Source organism: Ignavibacteriota bacterium (assembly GCA_016707525.1).
GTDB lineage: Bacteria > Bacteroidota > Ignavibacteria > UBA10030 > UBA6906 > JAGDMK01.
On the sequence record JADJHP010000007.1, the window covers coordinates 91,200 to 115,279 of the forward strand.

The 24,080-nt window shown below is 62.6% G+C and carries 18 protein-coding genes and 1 pseudogene; 4 read left to right on the top strand and 15 right to left on the bottom strand.

The annotated features are described in order from the left end of the window. Nucleotides 1–28: 28 nt before the first annotated feature. The 3 genes from IPI01_12380 to IPI01_12390 all read right to left on the bottom strand — a co-directional run bounded on the left by IPI01_12380 (nt 29) and on the right by IPI01_12390 (nt 6,253). Complete coding sequence (locus IPI01_12380) at nt 29–1,798, bottom strand: hypothetical protein (GenBank protein MBK7258573.1); 1,770 nt, start codon at nt 1,796–1,798, stop codon at nt 29–31. After that, the gene (locus tag IPI01_12385) at nt 1,799–4,054 is read right to left on the bottom strand and encodes a T9SS type A sorting domain-containing protein (protein ID MBK7258574.1); all 2,256 of its coding nucleotides are present in this window, start codon (nt 4,052–4,054) and stop codon (nt 1,799–1,801) included. Between the two features lie 72 nt (nt 4,055–4,126). Further along, on the bottom strand, nt 4,127–6,253 hold the full coding sequence (locus tag IPI01_12390) for a hypothetical protein (GenBank protein MBK7258575.1): 2,127 nt from the start codon (nt 6,251–6,253) through the stop codon (nt 4,127–4,129). Between the two features lie 155 nt (nt 6,254–6,408). On the opposite strand from IPI01_12390, the gene IPI01_12395 reads away from it, so the two are divergent. The 3 genes and pseudogenes from IPI01_12395 (at nt 6,409) to IPI01_12405 (ending at nt 10,625) form a co-directional block, all read left to right on the top strand. Further along, the gene (locus IPI01_12395; GenBank protein ID MBK7258576.1) at nt 6,409–8,577 is read left to right on the top strand and encodes a BatA domain-containing protein; all 2,169 of its coding nucleotides are present in this window, start codon (nt 6,409–6,411) and stop codon (nt 8,575–8,577) included. Next, nucleotides 8,570–9,836 (top strand): annotated as a pseudogene (gene hflX / locus IPI01_12400) (GTPase HflX). The gene IPI01_12395 and the pseudogene hflX overlap by 8 nt, the downstream one beginning before the upstream one ends. Nucleotides 9,837–9,854: 18 nt before the next feature. Continuing rightward, nucleotides 9,855–10,625, top strand: a complete 771-nt coding sequence (locus IPI01_12405) for an inositol monophosphatase (protein ID MBK7258577.1) — start codon at nt 9,855–9,857, stop codon at nt 10,623–10,625. Nucleotides 10,626–10,635: 10 nt separating this feature from the next. Here the strand turns inward: IPI01_12405 and IPI01_12410 are convergent, their stop codons facing one another. The 10 genes from IPI01_12410 to glnD form a co-directional block, all read right to left on the bottom strand. After that, nucleotides 10,636–11,082 (bottom strand): CBS domain-containing protein, encoded by a 447-nt coding sequence (locus IPI01_12410; protein ID MBK7258578.1) that lies wholly within the window; start codon nt 11,080–11,082, stop codon nt 10,636–10,638. Nucleotides 11,083–11,101: 19 nt separating this feature from the next. Beyond that, nucleotides 11,102–12,445, bottom strand: coding sequence for a thymidine phosphorylase (locus IPI01_12415; protein ID MBK7258579.1), 1,344 nt, complete (start codon nt 12,443–12,445; stop codon nt 11,102–11,104). Then, nucleotides 12,442–13,137 carry an HAD-IA family hydrolase gene (locus IPI01_12420; protein ID MBK7258580.1) on the bottom strand — a complete coding sequence of 232 codons (696 nt, stop codon included), beginning with the start codon at nt 13,135–13,137 and terminating at the stop codon, nt 12,442–12,444. Before IPI01_12420 ends, IPI01_12415 begins: the two co-directional genes overlap by 4 nt. Before the next feature lie 13 nt (nt 13,138–13,150). Beyond that, nucleotides 13,151–13,687 (bottom strand): NUDIX hydrolase, encoded by a 537-nt coding sequence (locus IPI01_12425; protein MBK7258581.1) that lies wholly within the window; start codon nt 13,685–13,687, stop codon nt 13,151–13,153. Nucleotides 13,688–13,694: 7 nt separating this feature from the next. After that, the gene (locus IPI01_12430) at nt 13,695–14,279 is read right to left on the bottom strand and encodes an orotate phosphoribosyltransferase (protein MBK7258582.1); all 585 of its coding nucleotides are present in this window, start codon (nt 14,277–14,279) and stop codon (nt 13,695–13,697) included. A 29-nt stretch (nt 14,280–14,308) separates the two neighbouring features. Beyond that, nucleotides 14,309–14,974 carry a hypothetical protein gene (locus IPI01_12435; protein ID MBK7258583.1) on the bottom strand — a complete coding sequence of 222 codons (666 nt, stop codon included), beginning with the start codon at nt 14,972–14,974 and terminating at the stop codon, nt 14,309–14,311. Beyond that, nucleotides 14,968–15,414 carry a putative metal-dependent hydrolase gene (locus IPI01_12440; protein MBK7258584.1) on the bottom strand — a complete coding sequence of 149 codons (447 nt, stop codon included), beginning with the start codon at nt 15,412–15,414 and terminating at the stop codon, nt 14,968–14,970. The genes IPI01_12435 and IPI01_12440 overlap by 7 nt, the downstream gene beginning before the upstream one ends. A gap of 57 nt (nt 15,415–15,471) precedes the next feature. Beyond that, nucleotides 15,472–16,404 carry a radical SAM protein gene (locus IPI01_12445; protein MBK7258585.1) on the bottom strand — a complete coding sequence of 311 codons (933 nt, stop codon included), beginning with the start codon at nt 16,402–16,404 and terminating at the stop codon, nt 15,472–15,474. Nucleotides 16,405–16,506: 102 nt separating this feature from the next. Beyond that, nucleotides 16,507–17,349, bottom strand: a complete 843-nt coding sequence (locus IPI01_12450; GenBank protein ID MBK7258586.1) for a glutamate racemase — start codon at nt 17,347–17,349, stop codon at nt 16,507–16,509. Further along, nucleotides 17,346–19,991 carry a [protein-PII] uridylyltransferase gene (gene glnD, locus IPI01_12455; GenBank protein MBK7258587.1) on the bottom strand — a complete coding sequence of 882 codons (2,646 nt, stop codon included), beginning with the start codon at nt 19,989–19,991 and terminating at the stop codon, nt 17,346–17,348. Before glnD ends, IPI01_12450 begins: the two co-directional genes overlap by 4 nt. Before the next feature lie 136 nt (nt 19,992–20,127). Between glnD and IPI01_12460 the strand changes: the two genes are divergently transcribed. Next, complete coding sequence (locus IPI01_12460) at nt 20,128–20,370, top strand: hypothetical protein (GenBank protein ID MBK7258588.1); 243 nt, start codon at nt 20,128–20,130, stop codon at nt 20,368–20,370. Between the two features lie 147 nt (nt 20,371–20,517). Here the strand turns inward: IPI01_12460 and IPI01_12465 are convergent, their stop codons facing one another. Both IPI01_12465 and IPI01_12470 read right to left on the bottom strand, forming a co-directional pair. Further along, the gene (locus IPI01_12465) at nt 20,518–21,162 is read right to left on the bottom strand and encodes a site-2 protease family protein (GenBank protein ID MBK7258589.1); all 645 of its coding nucleotides are present in this window, start codon (nt 21,160–21,162) and stop codon (nt 20,518–20,520) included. Nucleotides 21,163–21,179: 17 nt separating this feature from the next. Then, nucleotides 21,180–23,561 carry a family 78 glycoside hydrolase catalytic domain gene (locus IPI01_12470; protein MBK7258590.1) on the bottom strand — a complete coding sequence of 794 codons (2,382 nt, stop codon included), beginning with the start codon at nt 23,559–23,561 and terminating at the stop codon, nt 21,180–21,182. Nucleotides 23,562–24,080 lie beyond the last annotated feature (519 nt).

The window sequence follows — 24,080 nt, forward strand, 5'->3', positions numbered from 1 at the left end:
TGTAGGGGCGCAGCATGCTGCGCCCTTCCTAGAATATGAAACGATTCACCCTCTGACCCGGACTGAACTGCGTCAGCGCCTTCGCCAGGAATGCACTGAGGCCCAGAGGATTCCCGAGCGATGTATTATTGAGCACGTGCAACGGCACGCCCACAAAAATGATCGTGTTCTGTCCGTCGATGACCGCGATATTGGGTGCACCGAGATAGCGCTGCGGCGACCGCGTATCCGCCTGCAGCCGGTAGAGATACCGTGCATCCGAACGCCGGTAGATGGGCCGCATGAACACCGAATGGATCGACGGCGACGCATTGAACGCAAGCCGCGGGAAGATCAATGACGGATCCGAGCTGTCGGCATGCATCACATAGTTGGCCGGGATGCGCGAATCACCCGCCACCGCCGGCGGCGGTGCCGGACGCGTCGGCGAGAGATCGACACTGCTCACGCTGTCGATCGGCGCAAAGTCCTTGAGCGCTCCGCGCGGGTCCGTGGTGTTCAGGAACATCGTCGAGAAGATCACCCGTCCGCCGTTCTGCAGATACGGAAAGACGGACAACTGTGCGACGCCCAGACTCGGCAACTGATCGGTGTACCAGAGAATGTTGTCGTACAACATGAATGTCTGGATGAGCGCCGGGTCGACGAAGTGCGGCACCAGGCGGCCATACTTCCCCGATTCCTTGTCCGTGGCCGTCAACCCGAGGCCGATGTCCAGTATATCCACCTGGGTGAACTGTCCGCCCGGCACAGCGGCAAGCGACGACAGATACGTGGTGCGTGCCGTCGCGGCATCGAAATTCGTGTAGTCGTTGACAAGCAAAATCTTCGCGCGGGGCTTCCGCACATACCAGCGGTCGGTCCCTGACGGCATCTTCAGGACGGGGCTGTACTCGCCCGCCACATCGCGCGCTTCAATGTACATCACGTTCTGATCATCCAACCGGAGATTCGCGAGCTGCCCCACAAGGCGGCGCCCGAGGAAACTCCCGCTGTACACATCAGCCGTGACCGTGGACCCCGCAGCATCACTTCTGCTCCGGGGTACCACCAGCGTCAGAATGGTGTCGCGCAGCCCCACCGTCAGCCACTGACCTGTGGTGGCGCCGGTGTCGTTGAGCGCTATCCGGTAGGACGACAGCGTATTGTCACCATCCGGGTCCGACCCCTTGAACCCGATCGACACTACCGTGAACGTGGTGTCCGGCAACCGCTGTGCCGTGTTCGGGTCCGCCGGATTCGGTAACAAGCCGATCGATGGAGGCGTGTTCCTGATCGGGAAGGTTTGCACCGCCCCGACAGGGTCCGTGGCCGCCGACAGCGACGGCAGGGATTCATCCGCGCTGTCGAAGACACCGTTGTCGTTCTTGTCCCAGTACGGTGCCGGATCCATACGGACAATGGCATGTTCCGGGAGCCCGCCGAACCCATCATCCACGGCACGCACCACCACCGCAAACCGGCGGAAGAGCGTATCGAGCGGGAACAACAGCGTGGAATCGTTCTTTGTCACCCACGTATACCGGAGCGTATCGGGCTTCGGCAATGAGGTCACCGATCCCGTCACGACCTTGAACGAGAACAGATACCCGCGCACCAACCCGTCGGGCGATTCGCCCCACCACCGGAGGTGCGTCCTGCTCACACCCGTACTGACGTCCCCCTCCGGGAACAGCCACATGTACGTCCGCGGCTGTTGCCCGGGCACCGGATCATCCGCCAGCTGTTCCTTGCACGAAGGCAGGGCCAGCGCAAGGGCCAGGAGGATGACAGATGCTCTATGGAGACGGTGCGTCACTTACTTCACCAACATCATCTTTTTCACCGCACGGAACGAACCGCTCTCGATGCGGAAGAAGTACACACCGCTCGACAGCGAGGAGGCATTGAAGTTCGCCGTATGCACGCCTGCCGGCAGCACGCCGTTCACCAGCGTCGCCATGTCCTGGCCGAGCAGGTTGTACACCTTCAGGGTGGTCTGGCCGGCGTTCGGGAGTGCGAACCGGATCGTCGTGGACGGGTTGAACGGATTCGGATAGTTCTGATCCAGAACGTACGTTGCGGGGATCTGCGTTTCCACCTGCCCGTCCACGCCCGTCAGCGTCACGCCCACGAAGTCCGCGTCCGTGCGCGGCACGAACTTATACTGGTTGAAGCTGTAATAGACGATGCCGGTCAGCGAACCGATCTTGTTCCCGACCTTGAGGACGATCTTCCCGAGCGCACTGTCGGCGGGGACGTTCGAGTACGAGTACTTGCCGCTCCGCTGCACGACCACCGCGCCCGAGCCGTCGTTCACGGTGTACTCGGTCGGATCGGAGAATGTCGGGTTGACGTCGGTGACGGTGACATTGTTGAACTTCACCAGCATGCCTTCATACTGCTCGGCAGAGGGGGTGCCGTTGCCGACGCTGAACGTGCCGGTGGTCTTCACGACCGCGGCCGGCTCCGGATTGCTGCCCGTTGCCTTCACGACACTGGTGATGTTTCCCAGACGGGTCACATCGAACTGTTCCTGCACGGTGCCGGTGACCGTCACGCTGTCGCCATTGCGCAGCGCAGCCATTGCCTTCTGTGCGGTGGTGTCGGACGTGGTCAGCCAGATGCCGCTCCACGGAGCATTCGTGCTTTGCATGTACCAGGCGTTGGTGCTGCCATTGGTGTACGGCGACAGGCCGATCTTCGTCGTATCGCCGGTGATGATACCGGAAAGGGAGAGGACGGCGCCGAGGTACGGCGTACGGCCATTCACGTACGGCGTATACTGCACATCCTGGATCGCCAGCGCGCGGACAAGCGACGTATAGAAGAAGAAGCCCTTCGACGTATCCGAGGCGATACCGCCGGATGCCGAGGAGTTCGCGAGACGAACTGTCTGGCCGAACGAATCAGCCACGGCAACGAAATACCGCACCACCGTGTTGGTGGTCTGCTGCGGGATCGACGCGACGTAGGTGGTATCGGACGCCTGATAGTTCATCGTCAACGCGGTGAACGCCCCGTAGTTGGTGCTGTAGTAGAGCTGCACCGTCTTCGGGACCGATCCGTTGGTCTGCTGGCTCACGCGCACACTGATCCTTGCGCTGGAATCCGGCGTGACGACCACCGGGTTCCGCCGGTGCGAGGAGACAAGCGGAGGCGTCGGTGCTTGTGCGAACACGATATCACCCGGATACATCGGGCAGATGCGATACCCGCGCGGGCCTTCACTGCCCGACGCGGTGGTGATGTAGCCACGGATGGTGTCGATCCGCGTACCGTTGCCCATCGCCGCATAGATGCGTGCCCACGCCGTATCGGCGGGATACAGGGGCAGCGAACTGCTGCCATGGCCGAGGGTGAAATAGTGCGACCAGTCATAATCCGACATTTCATTGCCGGAGCCGTCGACGAAACTGAACGTACCGCGGCTCGTGCTCACCTTGTTGTTGACGGTCACGTTGTGGAACTCCACGTACATGCCTTCATACGGTTCGCCGGTGGCGAACTTCACCGTACCGGTGGAGAACAATCCCGTATAGAAGTCGCCGATGTTCTTCACGAGCGGCTTCGGCAGCGGCTTCGCATCGAGGATCGTGATCGCGTTCCCGGCGAGGGGCGCGATCTGCGTCGCGCTGGTCCCGCGCGAGGTCGGGAACTCGCTGACGATGCCGACGAAATTGATGATGTCTCCGGCTTCCACGTTGAGGAAACCATCGCTCTTCAACTGGCTGGTATCCGCCAGATTGGCACGAAGCAGCATGCCGCCCCACTGACCGACGTTCGTTGCGGTATCATACAGCACCATCGTCCAGATGCCGGCCGTATAGGTGACTATGCCGGGAGGAACAACGACCTGCGCGGTCACCCGCACCGTGTCACCCAGATACGGAGAGGTCTGCAGTGTCCACCGTGTTTGTGTGGAGTTCGCGGAAAAGCCAGCGATGCCGTCCGCGACGGCCAGAGATTCGGCAGGCACCTGCTGAAGCTCATGGATCGAAACTTCCGGCATCTGTGCCAGCGCGGCCGAAGCCGCAGCGGCGACGACGAACGCAACGAGGAGAATACGCTTCATGTCAACCTCTCTTTGAGTGTATTTGATAGAGAACCAGGACAACCTGCCGTTCCCGCTCCGCGGGACCGGCACCTACTTGATCACAAGGAACTTGCCGGTCTGCACATCACCGGTCTCACTATCCTTCACGCTGAACAGGTACAGGCCCGTTGCGATGGCCTGGTCGAATTTCGTGATGAGGTCCCACGCGTGCTCGCCACCCGAGAACTGCACCGGGACGTCGCTCCCGCCGTAGGTACGGAACCACTGGATATCGCGTCCGGAATACGTTGCGGCATCGTGCGGGATCTCGGCGACGATATCACCGGCAAGCGTGTACACGCGGATCGTGCAGCGCTGCGGAAGGTTCATGAAATAGATCTTGCGTGTCCGCTCATTCGTGCCATCCCACATCCCACGGGCATAGTACGGGTTCGGATACACGCTCACCGTGCGTGTGCCGTCGTTCACCGGAGCGCCGGGAACCGCGCGCACGGTCACCATCTTGCTCTCCAGCGGTGTCACCCCGGCAGCGGCATCACCCTGATCGAACGACGACACGCCGTAGACATATTGCCAGCCGTTCAGATGGCTCACAGTCACGCCCGGAGGCGGAAAGCGGTACCAGTAATGCGTCGTGTCACCCGCGAACGTCTTCGCCTGCGGCAGCAGGATGCGACCGAAGCCGGTATTGTAGCCGATGCTGTCGTCATTCCGGTCGAACTCGCCGACAAGCGGGATGCTCAGGAGCAGGTTCGCCTGATCCGTGAAATCCGCGCCGGCATTCGAACGGTAGATCCGGTACCCTTCAAAATCCTGCTTTCGTGAGATGGGGTCGATCGACGACTCCGCGCTGTACTTGTCCCAGTACACCGCAACATTCTGATTCTCGATCTCCGCCCGCACCATGGGCGGCTTCGGCGGCTGCGGCAAACGGTAATGGTCGAGCACGCCGTTGCCGTTCAGATCCTCACCCGCATCGAGGATGTTGTTCCCGTTCAGGTCCTCGCCGTCATATGCCTGCTGGCAGAGCGCCGCATTGGATGCGAGCCCTTTCCGCTGATCCCGGGTGTCCAGACGGGCTGCCGCAGTACCGACCTTGCGGGCACAAACCACACCGAAGACCACGCGCAGGGAATCGCCCGGGCGGAGCGTGACGAACGGCCCCGCCGAAAGCATCGTGGTCATGTTGTCGGGTTGGATGCGAAGCGGGTCGATCTTGGCCTGGGGTAACGAACCGGACAGACGCTCGAACCTGCTGCGCGCACCGAGGATATTCTCCGCATCGTCCTGCGGCGAGAAATAATCCGCATCGCCGCTCGCACTGCTGAAACGCCATGCATTGTAATACGTGCGCCGCCGGAGATCGCCGAGCGAATCCACTCCCCGCGGGAAGGGGGTCGTGCCGAGCAGTTTGATGCCGATGTACGAATCCGCCGCCGGAGGCGTGGGGATGCCGTCGTAGTCGAACGTGTAGCCGATCCGGGCCGTATCCAGGTACCCGTTCCCGCCGTGGGTGAAATATCCCGGGGTCCCGGGGCGGACGTTGTTGGTGTTGCGCACCACATTGTTCGTCCAGAGGCCCACGTACACCGAATCGAGTGTATCGGTACCCGTATTATAGAGAGTGTAGTTCAGGATGACGAAGAAATCCGCGAAGGGGAAATTCCACGCATAACTTTCCTGGCGGACCGTCAGCCCGAGAGGAGCCGATTGATCGGGTGCCGAGCTGTCGCGTACGACACCGTCGGTGTACAGGGCAATGAAGTCCTGGTGGGAGATCGCATCAGGGCTGAAGTACGGGGATTCAGAAAGTGTGGAGCGCTGGGTGAGGTCCGTGCCGCTCAACGACATGAACTCCATCCCCTTGCCGGTCGTCGTGGACACCCGGTCGCTGGAACCCGTGCTGACGTGGATCTGGCCGGTCTTCCGCGAGAGCGCACCCACCCACAGGGCACCCTGATACATGTGTTCGACCCGGGATCCGCGGGGATATTCACAGGATGGCTGGCTGGGCCAGTAGGAGTTGCGGGAGCCGATCGTGCCGAAATTCGTGATGGTCAGGCCGATCGCACCCGCAGATGTCGCATTCCGGTCCGTATCCTCGGTTTTTTTTGCGAGTTCCTGCGCGTAAAGAGACGCTTCGCCGCTGGAGAGACGGACGATTTCCGGCAGGAGGACCACGGAGAGGAGCACGACAACACTGAACGGACGGCGCATGAACTCAGATTCGATCAACGGTGGATCGCGGGCGCAATGGAGAAAGGCGCATGTCTAATAATATATTTCTAATGCGCCGGAAAGTCAAGTTGCATTTGTGTGGGAATTTCTCCACTTTTTTGCACTACAAGACGATGACGTTCCTCAATCCAATCATGCTGTTCGGGCTCGCGGCCGCCGCCATCCCGATCCTCCTGCACCTCCTCAATCTCCGTAAGCTCAAGACCGTGGAGTTCAGCTCCCTGCGCTTTCTCCGGGAGCTTCAGCGGACGCGCATGCGGAGGATCCGGTTGCGGCAGTGGATCCTTCTCCTGCTGCGGACGCTCCTGATCCTGTGCCTGGTGCTCGCATTCTCGCGCCCGGCACTGCAGGGCTCCCTTGCGTCCCTCGGGGGCACCTCTGCCCGTTCAGCGATCGTACTGCTGATCGATGACTCGCCCTCCATGGCCCTCCGCAATGCCGGCGGCATCATCTTCGATCAGGCAAAGGCTGCGGCCCGCCGCATCATCGCTCTCGCACGCCCGGGCGATGAGTTCCATGTGATGCCGCTCTCGACGGCCCTGTCCGGAGACGGAGGATCCACCACCGTGTCTCCGCAGGAAGCGCTGCGCATCGTGGATGCGATGCAACTCTCCAACCGGTTCTCCATCGTCGCGCCCGCGATCCGCCAGGCGATCCATCAGACCCGCTCTTCCGCGGCGGTGAACAAAGAGTTCTACCTTCTCTCCGACCTCCAGGGGACCACATTCGTCCCCGATCCGGGCCACCGGGAGGAAGCGCCAGAGGACGCCGGGAACGTGCGGCTCTTCATCGCCCCATTCCCACCGGACCGCAGGGAGAACAGCGGGGTGATCGCCGCCACCGTGGAAAGCAGGATCCTGTCGCAGAACAGGCCTGTCACCATTCGCGCACTCGTGCAGAACTTCAGCGACACCCCGCTGCCTGATGCCGTCGCAAGCCTCTACATCGAAGGCACGCGCGTCGCACAACAATCGGCCACCATCCCGGCGCAGGGACGCATTCCCGTAGAACTCACCGGAGTTCCGAAACACCGGGGCATCCTCGGTTGCTCGGTGCGTATCGAAGACGACCTCCTGGAGATCGACAACCGGTGGTATTTCGCCCTCGCGATCCCGGAGACCATCGCCGTCCTTGTCGCCGGCGATCCACCAGCGTCCACCCGATATGCTGCGCTTGCGCTCTCGCTCGCGGGCGACTCTTCCGTGGCCGGGCTTTTCCGCATCCGTCAGGTTGCTCACGACCGGCTGATGACCGCGGATATCGAAGCGACCGACGTGCTCCTCCTGAGTGCCGGAAGCCCTCTACCGCAGGGTGCCGCCGAACGCATCGCTGCCGCGGTCCGTCATGGCATGGGACTGATGCTCTTCCCCGGTCCCGGCACCGATGCAACCCTTCTCTCGCGGGCACTCCTCCAGCCCCTGGGGATCCCGGCCATCACCATGCCCGTGCCGCGCCCGGAGAATGCCGGAACAACGGGCTTCCTGCGGTTCGGCACGATCGACCTTTCCCACCCGGTGTTCGCCGGGATGTTCGAACAGACGACAGTGAACACGACATCGCCGCCGGTCGAGTCGCCGCGCATCTCTGCTGCGGCCACACTGGCAACAGGAACCACCGGCACCACTCTCATCAGCATGACCGATGGGCGCCCGTTCCTCGTTGAATACCGGGCCGGCAACGGACGGATCATACTCTGCGCCGTCGATGCCGGAACGGCCTGGTCGGACCTTCCCGTGCGCGGTATCTTCCCGCCGCTCCTTCATCGTTCGATGGTGTACCTCTCGACCGCGGCATCCGCCGATACGGGATCCCGCATCGGCGACCGGTTGACCCTGTCGCTCCCACGGGCGTCGGGTGAGACCCGCCGCGAGTTCTCCGTCGTCGCACCCGATGGCACCGAAGAACGGGTCCTCCCGCAGGTTCGTGCAGGCGCGTTGTTCTTCACCACGTCCCCCGCTGAAGTGCCGGGGCTGTACACATTGCGCGATGCACAGACCGCGCGTACGGGAACGTCATCCGTCACATTGCAGGCGGTCGCCGTCAATCCCCGCCCGGAAGAATCCAACCTCGCCCCCGCAACGGACGGGATGATCGCCGCATGTGCAATGGCATGCGGGATCCACGAAGAGTATATCACAGAAGTGCAGAGTACCGATGCATGGGAACGGACCGTGGGCGAAGCACGCTACGGGGTCGAATTGTGGCAGGCCTTCCTCGTGATCGCGCTGGCCTGCGCTGCATTGGAAATGGTGATCGCGCGGACCACACGGGCCGCAGCGGGAGAAGGACCCCAGGATGCCTGAACTGAAACAGACCACAGAACGCGAACGCGCTCTCCTTGTCGCATTGAACTTCCGCTCGGCGGACAGGCTGCGTACGGCTGAGTATCTCGAAGAGCTCGGGTTGCTCGCGGATTCGGCAGGCGCGGACGTGCTGCAGAAGGTCGTGCAGGAGCGCCCCCATCCCGATGCCGCATTCTTTGTCGGCAAAGGAAAGGCGGAGGAGATCGGCAAGTTCGTCGAGGACCTGCACATCGACCTCGTGGTCTTCGACGACGACCTGTCCGCGGTGCAGGTCCGCAATCTGGGCAAGGTGATCACATGCAAGATCATGGACCGGAGCGGACTCATCCTGAGCATCTTCGCCTCACGTGCACGCACGCGGGAGGCCAAGACCCAGGTGGAACTCGCGCAGCTCCAGTACATGCTGCCGCGGCTCACACGCCAGTGGACCCACCTTTCGAAGCAGTACGGAGGCATCGGCACGAAGGGGCCGGGCGAAACGCAGATCGAGACGGACCGCCGCGCCATCCGCACACGGATCAGTCATCTCCGGACGAAGCTCAGCGACATCGACCGCGAACGGGAGACCCAGCGGAAGGGGCGTGACCAGTTCCCGCGCGTTGCGCTCGTCGGGCTACACCAACGCCGGCAAGTCGACCCTGCTGAACTGGTTCTCCGATGCCGGGGTCCTCGCGGAGAACCGGCTGTTCGCAACGCTGGACTCCACCGTCCGCAGCGTCCGCCTCTCCCCGCTCCATACCATTCTGCTGTCGGACACCGTCGGGTTCATCCGGAAACTCCCCCACCATCTGGTGGCGTCGTTCAAGAGCACCCTGGATGAGGTCCGCGAGGCCGACATCCTTCTGCACATCGTGGACATCAGCCACCCGTTGTTCGAAGAGCAGATGGCGGTGGTCCAGGAGACGCTGCAGGACATCGGGGCCGGAGACAAACGCATGATCGTCGTCTTCAACAAGATCGATGCGCTGGAGGAACGGTCGAAGATCCCGCTCCTCACGGCGAATTTTCCGGAAGCGGTCTTCGTCTCGGCGACCCGGGGCATTCAGATGTCCGTGCTGCAGGACAAGATCCTCGCCATTCTGGATTCGGAGATCCTCGAACGAACGATCACACTCCCGACCAATGCATCGCGGCGGATCGCGCAACTACACGAGGTCGCCCAGGTGCTGGAGACGACGTACGACGGGAACGAAGCGACCATCCGGTTCCGCATCCACCGTGTGACCGCCGAACGGCTTGGCATACTCACCGCACTATGAACACGAGAAAGAACACCCATGCTCAACGTAGCCATTGAGGCGGCCCGCGAAGCCGGACGCTTCCTGAAACTCGGGATCGGCAAGGTACGCACCATCGAAGTGAAGGCGGGCGACGAACGGAATCTTGTCTCCGAGATGGACAAGGGCGCCGAAGAGCGCATCATCAGCATCATCCGCCGCAATTATCCCTCACACGCCATCCTCGCGGAAGAGAGCGGTGGGAGTCTCGCCCCTGCGGAATACCGCTGGATCATCGACCCGCTGGACGGAACGACGAACTACCTGCACGGCGTGCCGATCTTTTCGGTGAGCATCGGGATCGAGCGGCGCGGCGAACTCGTGGCCGGCGTCGTGTACGACCCGAATCAGGATGAGATGTTCACGGCGGAGAAAGGGGCGGGCGCATTCCTGAACGGCAAACGGCTGAAGGTGTCATCGTCGTCCGTGCTGTCGGAAAGCCTGCTGGTCACCGGATTCCCGTACAACGTGACGGAGAATCCGGACAATGCCGTCGAACATTTCGTGCACTTCCTGATGGAGGCGCGCGGCGTGCGCCGGCTCGGCTCCGCGGCGATCGATCTGTGCTATGTGGCCGCCGGACGGTTCGATGCTTTCTGGGAAGTGAGCCTGAGCCCGTGGGACATGGCGGCAGGCGCGCTCCTGGTGCAGGAGGCGGGAGGGCGCATCACCGATATGCAGGGAGCACCGCTGAACATCTATAAGAAGAGCGTCCTCGCGAGCAATGGCCCCATCCATGAGGCCATGCTCAAGATCATCACATCGAAGTGACCGTCGTCCATCAACCGCCCGTTTCGGCGGGCGGGAGATGGAACATGTAGTTCTGCAGGAATTCGATCTTCCCTTCCGTCTCCAGCACGACCATCTGCAGCAGGTCGCGCAGCGACAGCATCCCGAGCAGGATGTCGCCGTCCACCACCGGCAGATGCCGGCACTTCGCCGCTTTCATCTTGCTCAGCGACGACTCCACGGTATCGTCCGCGAGGGCGATCACGATATTCCTGGTCATCACCGACCCGACGCTGGTCTTCATCGGATCGTGTTGCTTGCACACCACCCTGCTGATCACATCCCTCTCCGAGAAGATCCCGACAAGCAGCCCCTCCTCCACGACCGCCAGCGCCCCGACGTTCTCGCGTGCCATGATCTCCGCCGCCATCTGCACCGTTGCCGCCTTGCCGACGGTAACGACCTTGTGTCCCTTCACCAGATCCCGCACCTGCTTCATGGATGGGCCCTTTCTTTGATCAGTGGACGATGGGCGTGGTCCACGGGCGTTTGCCGTTGGCATCTACGACAGCACCGATGGTCGGGCGAAGTGTGCCCTCCGGCGGCCCGCAATGCATGCAACGGGCAAGATCACCGGCCACACGATGGAACGATGCTTCGCGGTCTCCCATCACCCGGGCGATGGGCTCGCCCCGGCGGACAGGATCTCCGAGTTTCTTCAACAGGATGACGCCGGCCTTCGGTTCGATGATATCATCGGACCGGAGCCGCCCGGCGCCGAGCTCGGCGGCAAGGACCCCGATGCGCCGTGTCTCGAACCGTGTCACCACCCCGTCCGCCGGGCTCAGGATATCCTCCGTGTAGCGCGGTGCCGGATAACGGTCGGGCTGCTCGAGCACATCCGTTGCGCCACCCTGCCTGCGGACACCCTCCAGGAACTTCTCATACGCGCGGCCGGACCAGATCGCGGACTGACAGAGCGCCATCCCTTCTTCGATGCTCTTCGCTTTGCCGCCCAGCATCACCATGGCGCCGCCCAGGACGAGCGTCACCTCCATGAGGTCCGGCACATTCTTCCCGCGGAGACATTCCACGGACTCCACGACCTCGACCCAATTGCCGATGGCCATGCCGAGGGGCTGGTCCATGCTGGTGAGGAACGCCACCGTGGTCTTCCCCGCCATCGTCCCGATCCGCACCAATGTCGAGGCCAGGGCCTCGGCGTCGGCATCGTTCTGCATGAACGCACCATCGCCGGTCTTCACGTCCAGCACCAGTGCATCGATCCCTTCGGCGAGCTTCTTGCTCATGATGCTGCCGGAGATCAGCGGTATGGATTCCACGGTCCCCGTCACATCACGCAGCGCATACATCCGGCGGTCCGCCGGCGCAACATCCTTCGTCTGCCCGATGAGCACCATCCCGACCTCAGCGATCACCTTCTTGTACTCTTCCACGCTGAGGTTCGTGCGGAACCCCGGTATGGATTCCAGTTTGTCCAGCGTGCCGCCCGTGTGGCCGAGCCCGCGTCCGGAGATCATGGGGACCGGCACGCCGCAGGCGGCCACCATCGGCGCGAGGATGAGCGACACCTTGTCGCCCACGCCGCCGGTGGAGTGCTTGTCCACCTTGATGCCGGGAATGGACGAGAGATCGATCACCTCGCCCGAATGCAGCATCAGGTCGGTGAAGGTGGCGGTCTCGGTGTCGGTCATGCCGCGGAAGAAGACCGCCATGAGCAGAGCCGACATCTGGTAGTCCGGCAACCTGTCCTGCACGTACGCGGTGATGATCCACCGGAGTTCTTCGGGTGTCAGCTCGCCGCCGTTCCGTTTCTTTCGGATGAGTTCTACGGGATTCATGATGCCTGTCGTTCGTGTGGTGTGTCATACGCCATGCGCGGTTCGCCGGTCTGCGCGATCTGCAGCACCCCGGTGATGGTGTCGAGCATGTGGTCGGGACGGAACGCGGTCAACGCTTCGCGCGAGAGCGATCCGTAGGTGACCGCGCAGGTCGCGACGCCCGCGGCGCGGCCCGCAAGGATGTCCGCATCGGTGTCGCCAACCATCAGGGTCTCCGCCGGCGACCAGGCAAGGGCGCGCAGGACCGCAAGGATGACATCGGGTGCGGGTTTGAACGGGATATTCTCGCTCCCCTGCAACAGGTCGAACATCCCGGTGATGCCGAAGTGCTCGGTCGCCCGCAGGATCCCCTGTCCCTTCTTCGTGGATGCGACCGCAAGCCGGTGTCCGTGTTTCCGGAGCTCATCAAGAGTCTCCCTGACCCCCGGGAACAACGTCGTTGTCTTCAGCGCGCGGGGCGGATAGTACTCGGCGTAATGCGCGATCGCCTCCGGGATGCGGTGATGCTCCGGGGGCGGGAGGACGCGCGCAAAGGTCTCGTGCAGGGACTTGCCGATCAGAGGATAGAGGTCCTCCTCACGCAACGTATGCACGCCGAGTTGCTGCAGCGACCACACCTGCGCACCGGCAATATCGCGCCGTGAATCGGTCAGGGTCCCGTCAAAATCGAATATGATGTTCCGGAACGTCATGGCGTGGCCCCGTTCAACGGAGATGCGGTGCGGCCAGGAGCAACCCGATGATGGTCTTGGCGTCCTTGATCCGCCCATCCTGCACCATCGCCAGTGCCCCGGCATATGGAAGCATGTGGACGTTCATCGTGAACTCTCCTTCTTCACGCTTGTGGCCGTCCGGTGCCGGCCGCAGCCCGCGCGCAAGATACACATGCAATTCTTCATCGCAGAAACCGGGCGTGGTGTAGAACGAGCACAGGTGGACCGGCGCGTCCGCGAGCCATCCCGTTTCCTCCTCGAGTTCGCGCAGCGCGCACAGGGCCGGGTCCTCGCCCGGGGAGAGTTTGCCCGCGGGGAGTTCGAGGATGTGGCGCTCGAGTGGATACCGCAACTGATCGACCAGGATGATACGGCCGTCATCCATCACGGGAACCACCGCCGCACCGCCCGGGTGATGTGCGACTTCACGCACGGAACGGTTCCCCGAGGGATACTGCACCTGATCCACGAACAGATCGATGATGCGACCCTTGTACAGGACCTCGCGGCTGAGACGGGTCAGTTCCATGCGGCGGTCACTTGTTCCCCCGGCTGCCGGGTTTGACCGCGGCGGATCCCGCCGCGCACAGCGGACAGCTTTCCGGCTTGTACGTCACCGCCGTCATGGTGAGCACGGCAGCATGCTTCCCGGCATACCCGGGAAAGGTGACGGCTCCACCGCTGCGGTCCACGATGCACGACACCCCCACGACCTCACCGCCAGCCTGCTGCACAAGTTCGATCACCTCGTTCACAGACCCGCCGGTCGTGACGACGTCTTCACAGACGAGGATCCGCTCTCCGCGGGCGATCTCAAACCCGCGGCGGAGCTGCATCGTACCATCTTTGCGTTCGGTGAACATCGTGCGCACACCCAGCTGTCGGCCGACCTCCTGCCCGACGACGATACCGCCGAGCGCGGGAGCGACAACGGCGTGGACCGACCGGCCACGGGCATCGGTGGCAAGGACGGTGCACAGCGACGCACAGTGTTCCGGATACTGGAGCACTTTCGCACACTGGAAGTACTGGTTGCTGTGCAATCCCGAGGTCAACTGGAAGTGCCCTTCCAGCAACGCACCGGTTCGTTTGAAGATCGAGAGGACATCCTGAGCATTCATCGCATCTTTCCGCAACTATCCGGGGAACATTACAACGTGAATTTGAGTCCACCCCGAACGCCGACGAACAGGCTCAGGTTCGGTTCATTGTGGAGATAGGTCAGGTGTGCTTCTCCCTGGATGGCGATCGTCCTGGAAAGATAGTGGTCGATGCCAAGGGTCCCGGAGGCGGTCAGGCGGAACGAACCGGGCACATCATAGTACGTCACGCGCACCGCATTGACGATGTCCTTGTACTCCGCGCCGGTGATCCGTGTGAAGCCGACCTCCGCTCCGATGAAGGGTGAGGTCCTGAGCGTGGGCTGAAAATAGCGCCGCATCGAGAGGAACACGTTCAGGGTAACGATGTCCTTGATCTGCACCGGGACCGAGGGGTTCCATACCTGAAAGTTACCAGCCCGGAAACTGAAGAGGGTGGCCTCTGCACCGAACCCGATCTTCACATGTTCGGACGCGCGGAAGTGCATGGAAAATCCCGCGGCCGGGCCGCGCATCCAATACCGCTTGAAGGACCGATGATTGAACGGATGGCTCATCCCGCCCCAGATCTCCAGCGTACGCTCGCGCGGCGTGTACATCTGCCGGAGTTGCGCCCGCGTATCGTTCTGCCGTTTCGTCTGTGCGTGCGATCCGGCGGACGACAGTGTCAGAAGGGCCACGCTCACCAGGAGGGCAATGCGCAGTGCTCTTACCATTGATGCTTCTCCCGGAGAGAACGGATGTGGCCGCAGTGCTTCACGCCGTGCCCGGCATAGGTCGCCAGCATCGACGCCAGGGTCACTTCTCCACGCTCCGGGTGCAGCGCACCGCGCGTCCAGGCGCTCTCCGGCAGTTGTTCCAGGAACGATGCCCACCGTGCATGCAATCCCATAAGAATGACGAGCGAAGGCTCGATGGGCCCGGTCGAATCCGGCTGCGACGCCCAGACATCCTGGTTGTACGGCTGGATGGTGGGATGGTCCTCCGTCACGATCTTCCGCATCCGGATGTAGGCATGCATGTGCGAGTCCGCCAGATGATGCACGACCTGCCGCGCCGTCCACCCACCCTCGCGGTACGGCGTATCCAGCCGCTCCTCACTGAGTCCCGCCACCACTTCGCGCAACGCGGCGGGTAACGCCCGTATCGCTTCTATCTGCTGCTTCTGATCTCATTCATACTCCCTCGCCTCCATTGTCTTTCAACAAAGTTCTTAGTTCTTAATTCTTAACTCGTTGTTCCGGAACGGATCCACCCGATCCTCGAATGCCGGCCGGTAATGCTCCGCCGCATCCTGCTCCTGGACCCACCCGTTATGCAGGCCCAGTTCATCGAGCATGGTGAGGACCCGCTGATACTCGCTCTCCCGGATCTTCCGGTCAAGAAGCGGCGTCGTGGCCGCCCGGTGCACCGGGTAGTACTGCGCCATCACACTCATCGTGACATCGGGACCGAGCGTATCGCGGACCCACGTGAGTGATGCACGGCTTCCGGCCAGATCGTTCGGCAAGACCAGATGACGGATGATGAGTCCGCGCCGCACAAGACCGGCCGCATCGGTCACCAGTGCCGAGCCGACCTGCCGGTGCATCTCGGCGATGGCAGCCCGCGCGTGGCGGGGATAGTCGTCGATCTTTGAATACTGCAACGCCAGATCACTCTCCGCATACTTCAGGTCCGGCAAGTAGATGTCCACGACGCCGTCCAGAAGCCGGAGGACCTCGGGTGCATCGAACGCATTGGTGTTATACACGAGGGGAAGCCGGAGCCCTCGTTCCACGGCGATGGTGAGTGCGCGCACGATGGCCGGGACCACATGGCTCGGGGAAACGAGCCCTATGGCATGCGCTCCCTGCCCCTGAAGGGCAAGCATGATCGCCGCCAGCTCCTCGAACGAGGTCTCATGGACGCGCTCCTCACGGTGGTTCTGACTGATGGCGTGGTTCTGGCAGTACACGCACCGGAGGTTACAGTTGCCGAAGAAGATATTGCCAACACCGTGCTCCCCGCCCAGCGCGGGCTCCTCGCCGAAATGCAGTGTCCACGACGAGACCACCGGAAGGTATCCGGTGTAGCACCGGGCCTGCTCGTTGGCGATACGGTCGACCCCGCACACAAGAGGGCATACAGTGCACCGGCGGAGCATCCCATCGAGAGCATCCGCGCGGCGGTGGAGTTCACCGGATCGGTGCAGGGCGATATATGAAGGAACGAAGTCCACAGATCGAGTACGACAATATAGTGAAGTTCACCCGAGTGGTGCAACTCCGGAGCCGTCGACCGCCACGCGGCGGACGCGCCCCATGCTCTGGCCGAGGAAGAGTTCCCCTATCTCGGCGAATTTCGCCGGAATATCGCTGACATAGAACTGCAGATGCGGCCGCTCCGTGCTCGTATTCCGTATCCCGTGCTCTTCGAGCTGGCGTTCGACCTCGGCGGCCGCCGCTTCACCCGAATCGATGAGCGTGACACCCGGCCCCACCGCACCCGCGATTGCGGGTGCAAGAAGCGGGTAATGTGTGCATCCCAGGATCAGCGTGTCGATCTTCTCGAGCGTCAGCGGGAACAGGTACTCCTTCGCGATCAACCGTGTCGCCTGATGGTCCACCCACCCCTCCTCGGCCAGCGGCACGAAGAGCGGACACGCGGCAGAGACCGTGTGCACATCCGGAGCGAGCGCACGGATCGCATGCACATACGCCCCGCTGTTCACCGTCGCATGCGTCCCGATGATGCCGATGCGCCGGCGCCCCGAGGTCTGCATCGCTGCCGCTGCACCCGGAAGGATGACGCCGACCACCGGCACGCGTGCGTGCTTCTGGACGACATCCAGCGCGACCGCGGACACGGTGTTGCAGGCGATCACCACCATCTTCACGCGATGGCTCATGAGGAACGCGACATCCTGTGCGGCATATTCGCGCACGACCTGGGGCGATTTCGGCCCGTACGGCACGCGCGCCGTATCCCCGAAGTACACGATGTTCTCATGCGGCAGGCGTGCCGTCAGGGCACGCACAACGGTCAGGCCGCCGATACCGCTGTCGAAAACGCCAATGGGTTGCCCCTGCTGCGCACGTGTGGCTGTCATGCCGGTCCAAGTTCAGTGGTACGGTGTAGTGTCGCCAGGATCTTCGTACGGATACCCTCCCGTCGCGCATCATCGACCACCGGCGTGCCGGACTGCTCGAGGACGTAGAACGAATCCACGATGCCGTCGACCCGCGTGGCGATCTTCGCGAACACGATGTTCAGGCCCAGCCGGGAGATCGCTTCGGTGATGCGGTACAGAAAGCCGACGGAATCCGGAGCGTACACGTCGATGATCGTATACCCCGGTGTTTCCTCGAATTCCACGTCGGTGCGGATGTTCGGATTCGCACCGGTCCGGGCCCGGCGCTTCCATTTCCGGTGATGCTCGCGGAAGAGCCCCTCCACATTCGTCCGGCCGGCCATCAGGTCCTCCATCTCACGCGCGATGCGGTCGCACGCCGGCTGGTCCAACTGCCGGTGCGTCATCGCACCGCTCACCCGGAACCTGTCGATGATGAGGCCGTCCGACCTCGTGAAAATGTTCGCATCGAAGATATTGGCATCGTGTGCGGTGAGAACGGCGCAGAAGCGCGACAGGGCGAACGGCGCGTCGCGCGCGATAACGGTGACATCGGTGAAGGACCCCTGGTGGACGAAGATGGTGCTCACGTCCTTCTGCTGCCTGCCCACCTCGATGTGCCGCGCGATGTCCTCCGGCGTGAACACGGCCTGATACGCATCGGCATTCATGCCGCGGAGATGGGTGGCCACTTCTTCGGCCGGCAAGGAGCCCTCCAGCGACGCGGCCAGTGCCGTCTCCGCCTCAAGGCGCCGGGTGGCATGATAGTCGTCGATCTCGGTCCCGCGGAGGTTCCTGTCCAGCACGTCCTCGGTGCGTCGGTACAGATCGTGCAACATCGCTGCCTTCCATTCGGTCCACACAGACGTATTGACCGCAGAGAGGTCAGCGTAGGTCAGCACATACAGGTAGTCCAGCAGCACGGGCTCATCGAACCGTGCCGCAAACTCCCTGATCGTCGCAGGATCGTGCACGTTGCGGCGGAATGCCGTCTGCTCCATGGCAAGATGCTGGCGGACGAGAAAGCCGACCTGTGGTGCCAGGTGGGACAGGCCCAGCTCGCCGAGGACGCGCTCGGCCACGGCCACCCCTGTGATCTCATGGTCCGCCACACCGAGCGGCTTTGCGATGTCGTGCAGGAGCGTCGCAAGAATGATCACTTCGCGGTCGGGCAACTCACGGAACGCTTCGCCGAGCGGGCTGTTCACGGTGGCGAGCCGCTCCGCATTCGTGATCGCGATCAGCGTATGCTCGTCCGCCGTGAAATAGTGGTAGACGTTGTGCTGGAAGAAGGAGACAAGTTCGCCGAAGGCCGGGATGAACCATCCCATGACGCCAAGATCGTTCGCCACGCGGAGGACCTCCCCCGCACGGCCGGAGCGGAGGATGCGGCGGAAGGATGCGGTAACGGCAGGCAGCTGGCGGTCGTCATCACGCAGGCGCGTCAGGCCGCGTTCGATCGCCGCCTGAACCCGGAAGTCGAGCGTGAGCCCCGTCTCGGCCGCGAGCGCAAAACATTCGAACATGGCCCCCGCGTCTTCAAGCGTACGGACACCGGGAGCGAGGAAGATCTTGTTCTCCGAGATCCTGATGAACGCGGAACCGTTCGCCGGGGCCTTCATGGAGCGCGCGGCGGGCTCGATGATGTCGCGGAACCGTTCACTCAGCCGGCGGTGGAGCCGGTGGACCAGGCGGGCGTGACGGTAATACGAGGCCATGAAGACCTCGACGGAGCGGAGCTCCGCCTGGGCCCCGAAACCGAGTGCCGTCGCCACATCACGCTGGAGCGCATACTCCAGCGTGTCATTCTCCACCTCGCGTTGAAAATGCATTTCATGGCGCGTGCGGAAGAGGAACCCCAGGGCCTCGCGGATCTCCGCGACCTCCTCCACCTCCAGTGCACCCTGCTGCTGTAGCACCTCCAGAAAGGTCGCCGTGGCCGGACGTCCATCTTCGAGGGCGAACAGGAACGCCGGGTCCACGCCACGGTGGAGCCAGAAGACCATATGGACATCGCGCAACCCGCCGGCGCTCTTCTTGATATTCGGTTCGAGCAATTTCACGGACGACCCGAACCGTTCGTGCCGCGCCTGCATGTCGTCGAAGACCCCGTGGATGTACCACTTGTCCGGCGCGCCCTGGATCTTCCCGCGGACGGCTTCTCCGAGACGGCGGGCCAGGGCATCATTCCCCGCCAGGAACCTGGACTCCAGCACGGTGGTCCATGCATCGTGCGAATGCCCGTACAGGGCGAGCGCGTCCTTCTGGGTCCGCACGCTGTGGCCAACATCCAGGCCGGCATCCCAGAGCATATGCAACAGTCGCTTCACCTCGCCATTGATCTTTTCCATGTCCCCGGTGCTGTCAATGAGGACCATGATGTCGATGTCGGAATGCGGGCACAGTTCATTGCGTCCGTATCCGCCGATGGCCATGAGCGCACAACGGGAATGCAGGGCGGGGTCGACGCTGAGCTCGAAGGCACGGCGCAGAACATCATCCATGGCGCGGGTGAGCGCCTGGCACGTCGCCCAGCCGTCGGCACCGGCCCTGTGGGCCTGCCGGACCTCTTCGCGGCGCGTCTGGAGCATGGAACGGAGGGAATCGATCTCTGGGAGCATGGGAAAAGATACCGATTGACGGGGGGAGATTCAACAAGGAAGAGTTGCGAATGGGGCTGGGATTCCTTACACTTCGGCACGCTCCCCCCCACCATACCACGATCACGAGGCCGCCATGAACGAACAATTTCCAGGCATGCAACCCAGCTCGGAACCCCTGAGCGTCAAGGAATGGTTTGTCACGCTGTTCATCACGTATATCCCTCTCGTCGGACTCATCATGATGCTGGTCTGGGCATTCGACAGCAGCACGAACGTCAACAAGAAAAACTTCGCCAAGGCATCGTTGATCTGGATGCTCATCGGCATCGCGCTGGCGATCGTGTTCCTGATCGCGTTCGCGGGACTGATCATGAGTCTCGGGGAGTCATACAACTGAACGGTGTGGCACGGGAAGAGGGAAGAAGGAAGCGTTGCCGGCGGACCCCGCCGCGCTTTCCTTCTTCCATCTTCCTGCTTCTCTCTTCTTCCTTCCTCTCTCTTCTTCCTTCCCTTCCCCTCTCCTCTTCCTTCTTTCGTTCTTCTCCTACTTGGGAAATCCGAAGAGTCGTAGCAGTTCCTCCGTCATCCACCTCACCGCTTTCCCGATCGGCAGGATGTCCACCCGCGCCACCTGCTCCGCCACGATGATGCCGAACAGGAGAAGCGCGCCGTATTTCATGAAGGTGGCGGCGTGCGGTGTGTTGCGCAGGTCCAGCGCGCTCATCAGCACATGCGATCCGTCCAGCGGAGGGAGCGGAATGGCATTGAAGACGAACAACCCGAGATTCACCTGGATCCCGGCAATGATGAGCCGGATGATCCACCCGTACAGGTCCTCGCCGCGATACGGGATGACGGTCATGATCACTGCCAGCGTGGCGGCACCCGTGATCGCCACCAGCAGATTGGAGATCGGCCCGGCGGCGGCGATGAGCGCATCATCACGTCTCGGGTACCGCAACTTCGTCGGATCGATCATCACCGGTTTCGCCCAGCCGAACCCGAGCAGGACGAGGAAGAGGAATCCGAACAGGTCGATGTGCACCAGAGGATTGAGCGACGTCCGCCCCATCGATCGCGCCGTGTCATCACCCAGACGCAAGGCCACCGTTGCATGGGCGTACTCGTGCACGGTGAGCCCGATGATCACACCGGGGAGAAAATAGATGATCGCCTCAAGACTGAACATGTGCTCTCCGTCCGTCGTCAGTTGATGTTCACGCGGTACGTGACCCGTCCCGGGGCCACGGCATGCCGTTCACCGTTCGGGAGGATCGCCTCGGTCTTCACGCCGCGGGGTGCATCGATCGTGATCTCGAACTTCTTCCCCTTCTTCGTCCATGCGACGGCGAACGTCCCGGTGGGCGCTGTGAACGTCGATCGCACGAACTCCAGCGCTCCGGGATTCGGCGCGATCAGGACGTGGCGCCATCCCGTGCTGCCCGGCTTCTGCCGGATGCCCGCGACGTAGGCATATTGCCACTCCATGAGATGCCCCATCATGAAGTGATTCATGCTCATCCCCGTGCCCGGACGGGCATCCCAGCTTTCCGGCAACGAGGTAAATCCCTGGTTGACCATGAATCCATAGCTGCCGCGGTTCTCACGGGAATACACGCGGTGCAGAACATCGTTCCGCCCTCCTTCGGCAAGGGAACGCACGAAGAAGATCTGCAGCACCTCTCCCACGGTCTGCTGCCACTGCCGCTTCTCAAGATCATCGATGATCGCCCCGAGCACCGCCGGCCTGTCCTTCTCCGGCACCAGGCCCACACTCAACGCAACACTGTTTCCGCCCTGGCACGAACCATGGTTCTTGATCGTCTTCGTGGTCGCATCATAGAAGTGCCGCTGGAAGTCGGCCCGGATCTGCCGGTACAACGCCTCGTACCTGCGGGCATCGCCCCGATCGTTCAGCACGCTGGCCGCCCGGGCCAGCGTCTTCGCGCCGAGTGCCCAGATCGCCGTGCCACTGACCTCGTTCGGCGTCCAGACCGACGGCCCATCACCTTTGCCGTGGCCATAGTCACACCAATCGCCGAGGTTGCTGGTGATGATCCCATCAGCCGCCTGGGAGGACAGATAGTCGACGAACAACTTCATGCTCGCATAGTTCGCCTTCAGGACCGAGGCATCGCCGTACCACTCATAGATATGCCACGGGATCAGCACGCTGGAGATGCCCCACTCGGGGGCTTCATTCCAGTAGCCGTGGGGCGGAAGAGCGATCAGATAGTTCGGACAATTCGTCGGCACGTGGCCATCCGGCAACTGCGTGTCACGCACGTCGCGTGCGATCTTCGTGAACCACGTGCGGACATCGAAGCGGTAACTCATGGCGCCGCCCATGTGCCAGTTCTCTTCCTGCCATCCGTTCTTCTCACGGTGCGGACAGTCGGTGGCGACATAGTTCATGTTGGACCGGATCGACCAGTCGATCATGTGATGCGCACGGTTCTGCAGGGTGCTCGAGGATTCGAACGTACCCACGATCGCATTCGCCGCGCGGACATGCACAAGCTCCATCGCACGGATGACCGGAAGATGATCGGGATTCGGGCTGCCGGCAGGGACGGCACCGGTCACCCCCACATACTGACATCCCTCATAACAAAAGAGGATCTGATGCGATTCGGGCCCACCGCCCCGCAGGGTATAGTCGTGCCAGATATCCTTCTTCGTGCCCCAGGTGTACGTGAACTTCACCGCACCCGTGGAGTCCATGTACTCGCAGGGCTTCATGCGGAAGGTCTTGCCCGCGTCGCCTTCGACCGTAAAACGGACAAGCGCGGATGAGTTCTGCGGAAAGACGTACGTGTATTCACCCGGGCGCGGGTTCTTGATCTCCGTGGGGGCAAAGACCTCGAAGGCCTGGATCGGAGGGCCGGTGTACGGCTCGATCGCCGCACCAGGAGGCGTTACGACCTCCACCGGATGCCAGGATGCCGCATCGAACCCCGGGCTGTCCCAACCTTTCTGCTGCCGACGCGCATCGTAGTCTTCACCGGCATAGATGTTGGAGAAGGTCAGCGGACTCTCATGCCACTTCCAGTCCTTGTCCGAACGGATCCCCAGCACACTGCCGTCGTCCATCGCCACAGTTCCTTCGAGCCGGAAGAGATACGGCACCCCACCGGAGAAGTCGGGCATCGCATCGGTCTTGATGTACCGCCCGGTGTCGTTCGCCGCTCCCACGCGCCAGAAGGAGTTGCCGAGTTGCGCACCGATCACATTCTCCCCGACGGTCAGGAGGCCGGCAAGATCGAACTCCTGCCAGTAGATGGTCTTGTTGTACTGCGACCACGGCTGGTTGATCAGGGATGTGCCGACGCGTTTTCCGTTCACCGACAGTTCAAAATGGCCGAGCCCGATCACGCGCACGGTACCGGACACTGGCTTGCGCGGAAGGACGAAGGACGTACGCACCATCGGACACGGTGTCGTTGGGCCGTTCTTCTCAGCCCGGAACGGGGCGATCCAGACAGGCGGCATCTTGCCTGACAGCCGTGGGATCACGGCGCTCGTGGCAAACGTGGTGAGGAGTAAGGCTGCACCGAGTACGCCACACACAACAAACGGTCGCATCATGATTGGTCCTTCGATCGGTTGGGCACCGCGGCACGCATCTCTGGGTAGCAATGTAGCAAGCGGTGCACGGGGAAGCAAGCCTCGGCGGGTCCGACCCAGCCGGTCTCCCGGCGGGAAGAAGGGGCAGTGGTGGTTCTTTCTCATAGCGGCCGGATCCCACCTGCACACTGCTACCTGGGAGTCCACCTTTGCAGGCCCACCGCTCCGCGCGCCCACCAACCGACACCTAGCCCCGGCCCGGCCTCCGCGAGGCAGAAACCCCCTCCGTCCAGCCCCCGGTCGCAACACGATCCTTCCCGAAGACATGAAGAACCATGGGAGGAACACCCCGAAACAAGCCCGGGCAGCCGGCGGACCCTCGCGGCCCCGAAACCTCCCCCGCGGGGATATCCAGGGGCGGCGCAAGGCTGTCCCCCCCGCGGGCTCCCCGGTGCGCCCCCGGGGGCGGGGGGGGGTCCGTTCTATGGAACTCTGATCGAGCCGCCGACTGTTATGAGAGAGAACGTCTTCATAGGAGAG

Excerpts from the sequence above, each read along its gene's own strand:
- IPI01_12390 (MBK7258575.1), bottom strand. The coding sequence starts at position 6,253 with ATGCGCCGTCCGTTCAGTGTTGTCGTGCTCCTCTCCGTGGTCCTCCTG.
- IPI01_12420 (MBK7258580.1), bottom strand. The coding sequence starts at position 13,137 with ATGACGTTCCGGAACATCATATTCGATTTTGACGGGACCCTGACCGAT.
- IPI01_12450 (MBK7258586.1), bottom strand. The coding sequence starts at position 17,349 with ATGACAGCCACACGTGCGCAGCAGGGGCAACCCATTGGCGTTTTCGAC.
- IPI01_12405 (MBK7258577.1), top strand. The coding sequence starts at position 9,855 with ATGCTCAACGTAGCCATTGAGGCGGCCCGCGAAGCCGGACGCTTCCTG.
- IPI01_12415 (MBK7258579.1), bottom strand. The coding sequence starts at position 12,445 with ATGAATCCCGTAGAACTCATCCGAAAGAAACGGAACGGCGGCGAGCTG.
- IPI01_12465 (MBK7258589.1), bottom strand. The coding sequence starts at position 21,162 with ATGTTCAGTCTTGAGGCGATCATCTATTTTCTCCCCGGTGTGATCATC.
- IPI01_12430 (MBK7258582.1), bottom strand. The coding sequence starts at position 14,279 with ATGAATGCTCAGGATGTCCTCTCGATCTTCAAACGAACCGGTGCGTTG.
- IPI01_12395 (MBK7258576.1), top strand. The coding sequence starts at position 6,409 with ATGCTGTTCGGGCTCGCGGCCGCCGCCATCCCGATCCTCCTGCACCTC.
- IPI01_12460 (MBK7258588.1), top strand. The coding sequence starts at position 20,128 with ATGCAACCCAGCTCGGAACCCCTGAGCGTCAAGGAATGGTTTGTCACG.
- glnD (MBK7258587.1), bottom strand. The coding sequence starts at position 19,991 with ATGCTCCCAGAGATCGATTCCCTCCGTTCCATGCTCCAGACGCGCCGC.
- IPI01_12445 (MBK7258585.1), bottom strand. The coding sequence starts at position 16,404 with ATGCTCCGCCGGTGCACTGTATGCCCTCTTGTGTGCGGGGTCGACCGT.
- IPI01_12435 (MBK7258583.1), bottom strand. The coding sequence starts at position 14,974 with ATGGTAAGAGCACTGCGCATTGCCCTCCTGGTGAGCGTGGCCCTTCTG.
- IPI01_12470 (MBK7258590.1), bottom strand. The coding sequence starts at position 23,561 with ATGATGCGACCGTTTGTTGTGTGTGGCGTACTCGGTGCAGCCTTACTC.
- IPI01_12385 (MBK7258574.1), bottom strand. The coding sequence starts at position 4,054 with ATGAAGCGTATTCTCCTCGTTGCGTTCGTCGTCGCCGCTGCGGCTTCG.
- IPI01_12425 (MBK7258581.1), bottom strand. The coding sequence starts at position 13,687 with ATGGAACTGACCCGTCTCAGCCGCGAGGTCCTGTACAAGGGTCGCATC.
- IPI01_12410 (MBK7258578.1), bottom strand. The coding sequence starts at position 11,082 with ATGAAGCAGGTGCGGGATCTGGTGAAGGGACACAAGGTCGTTACCGTC.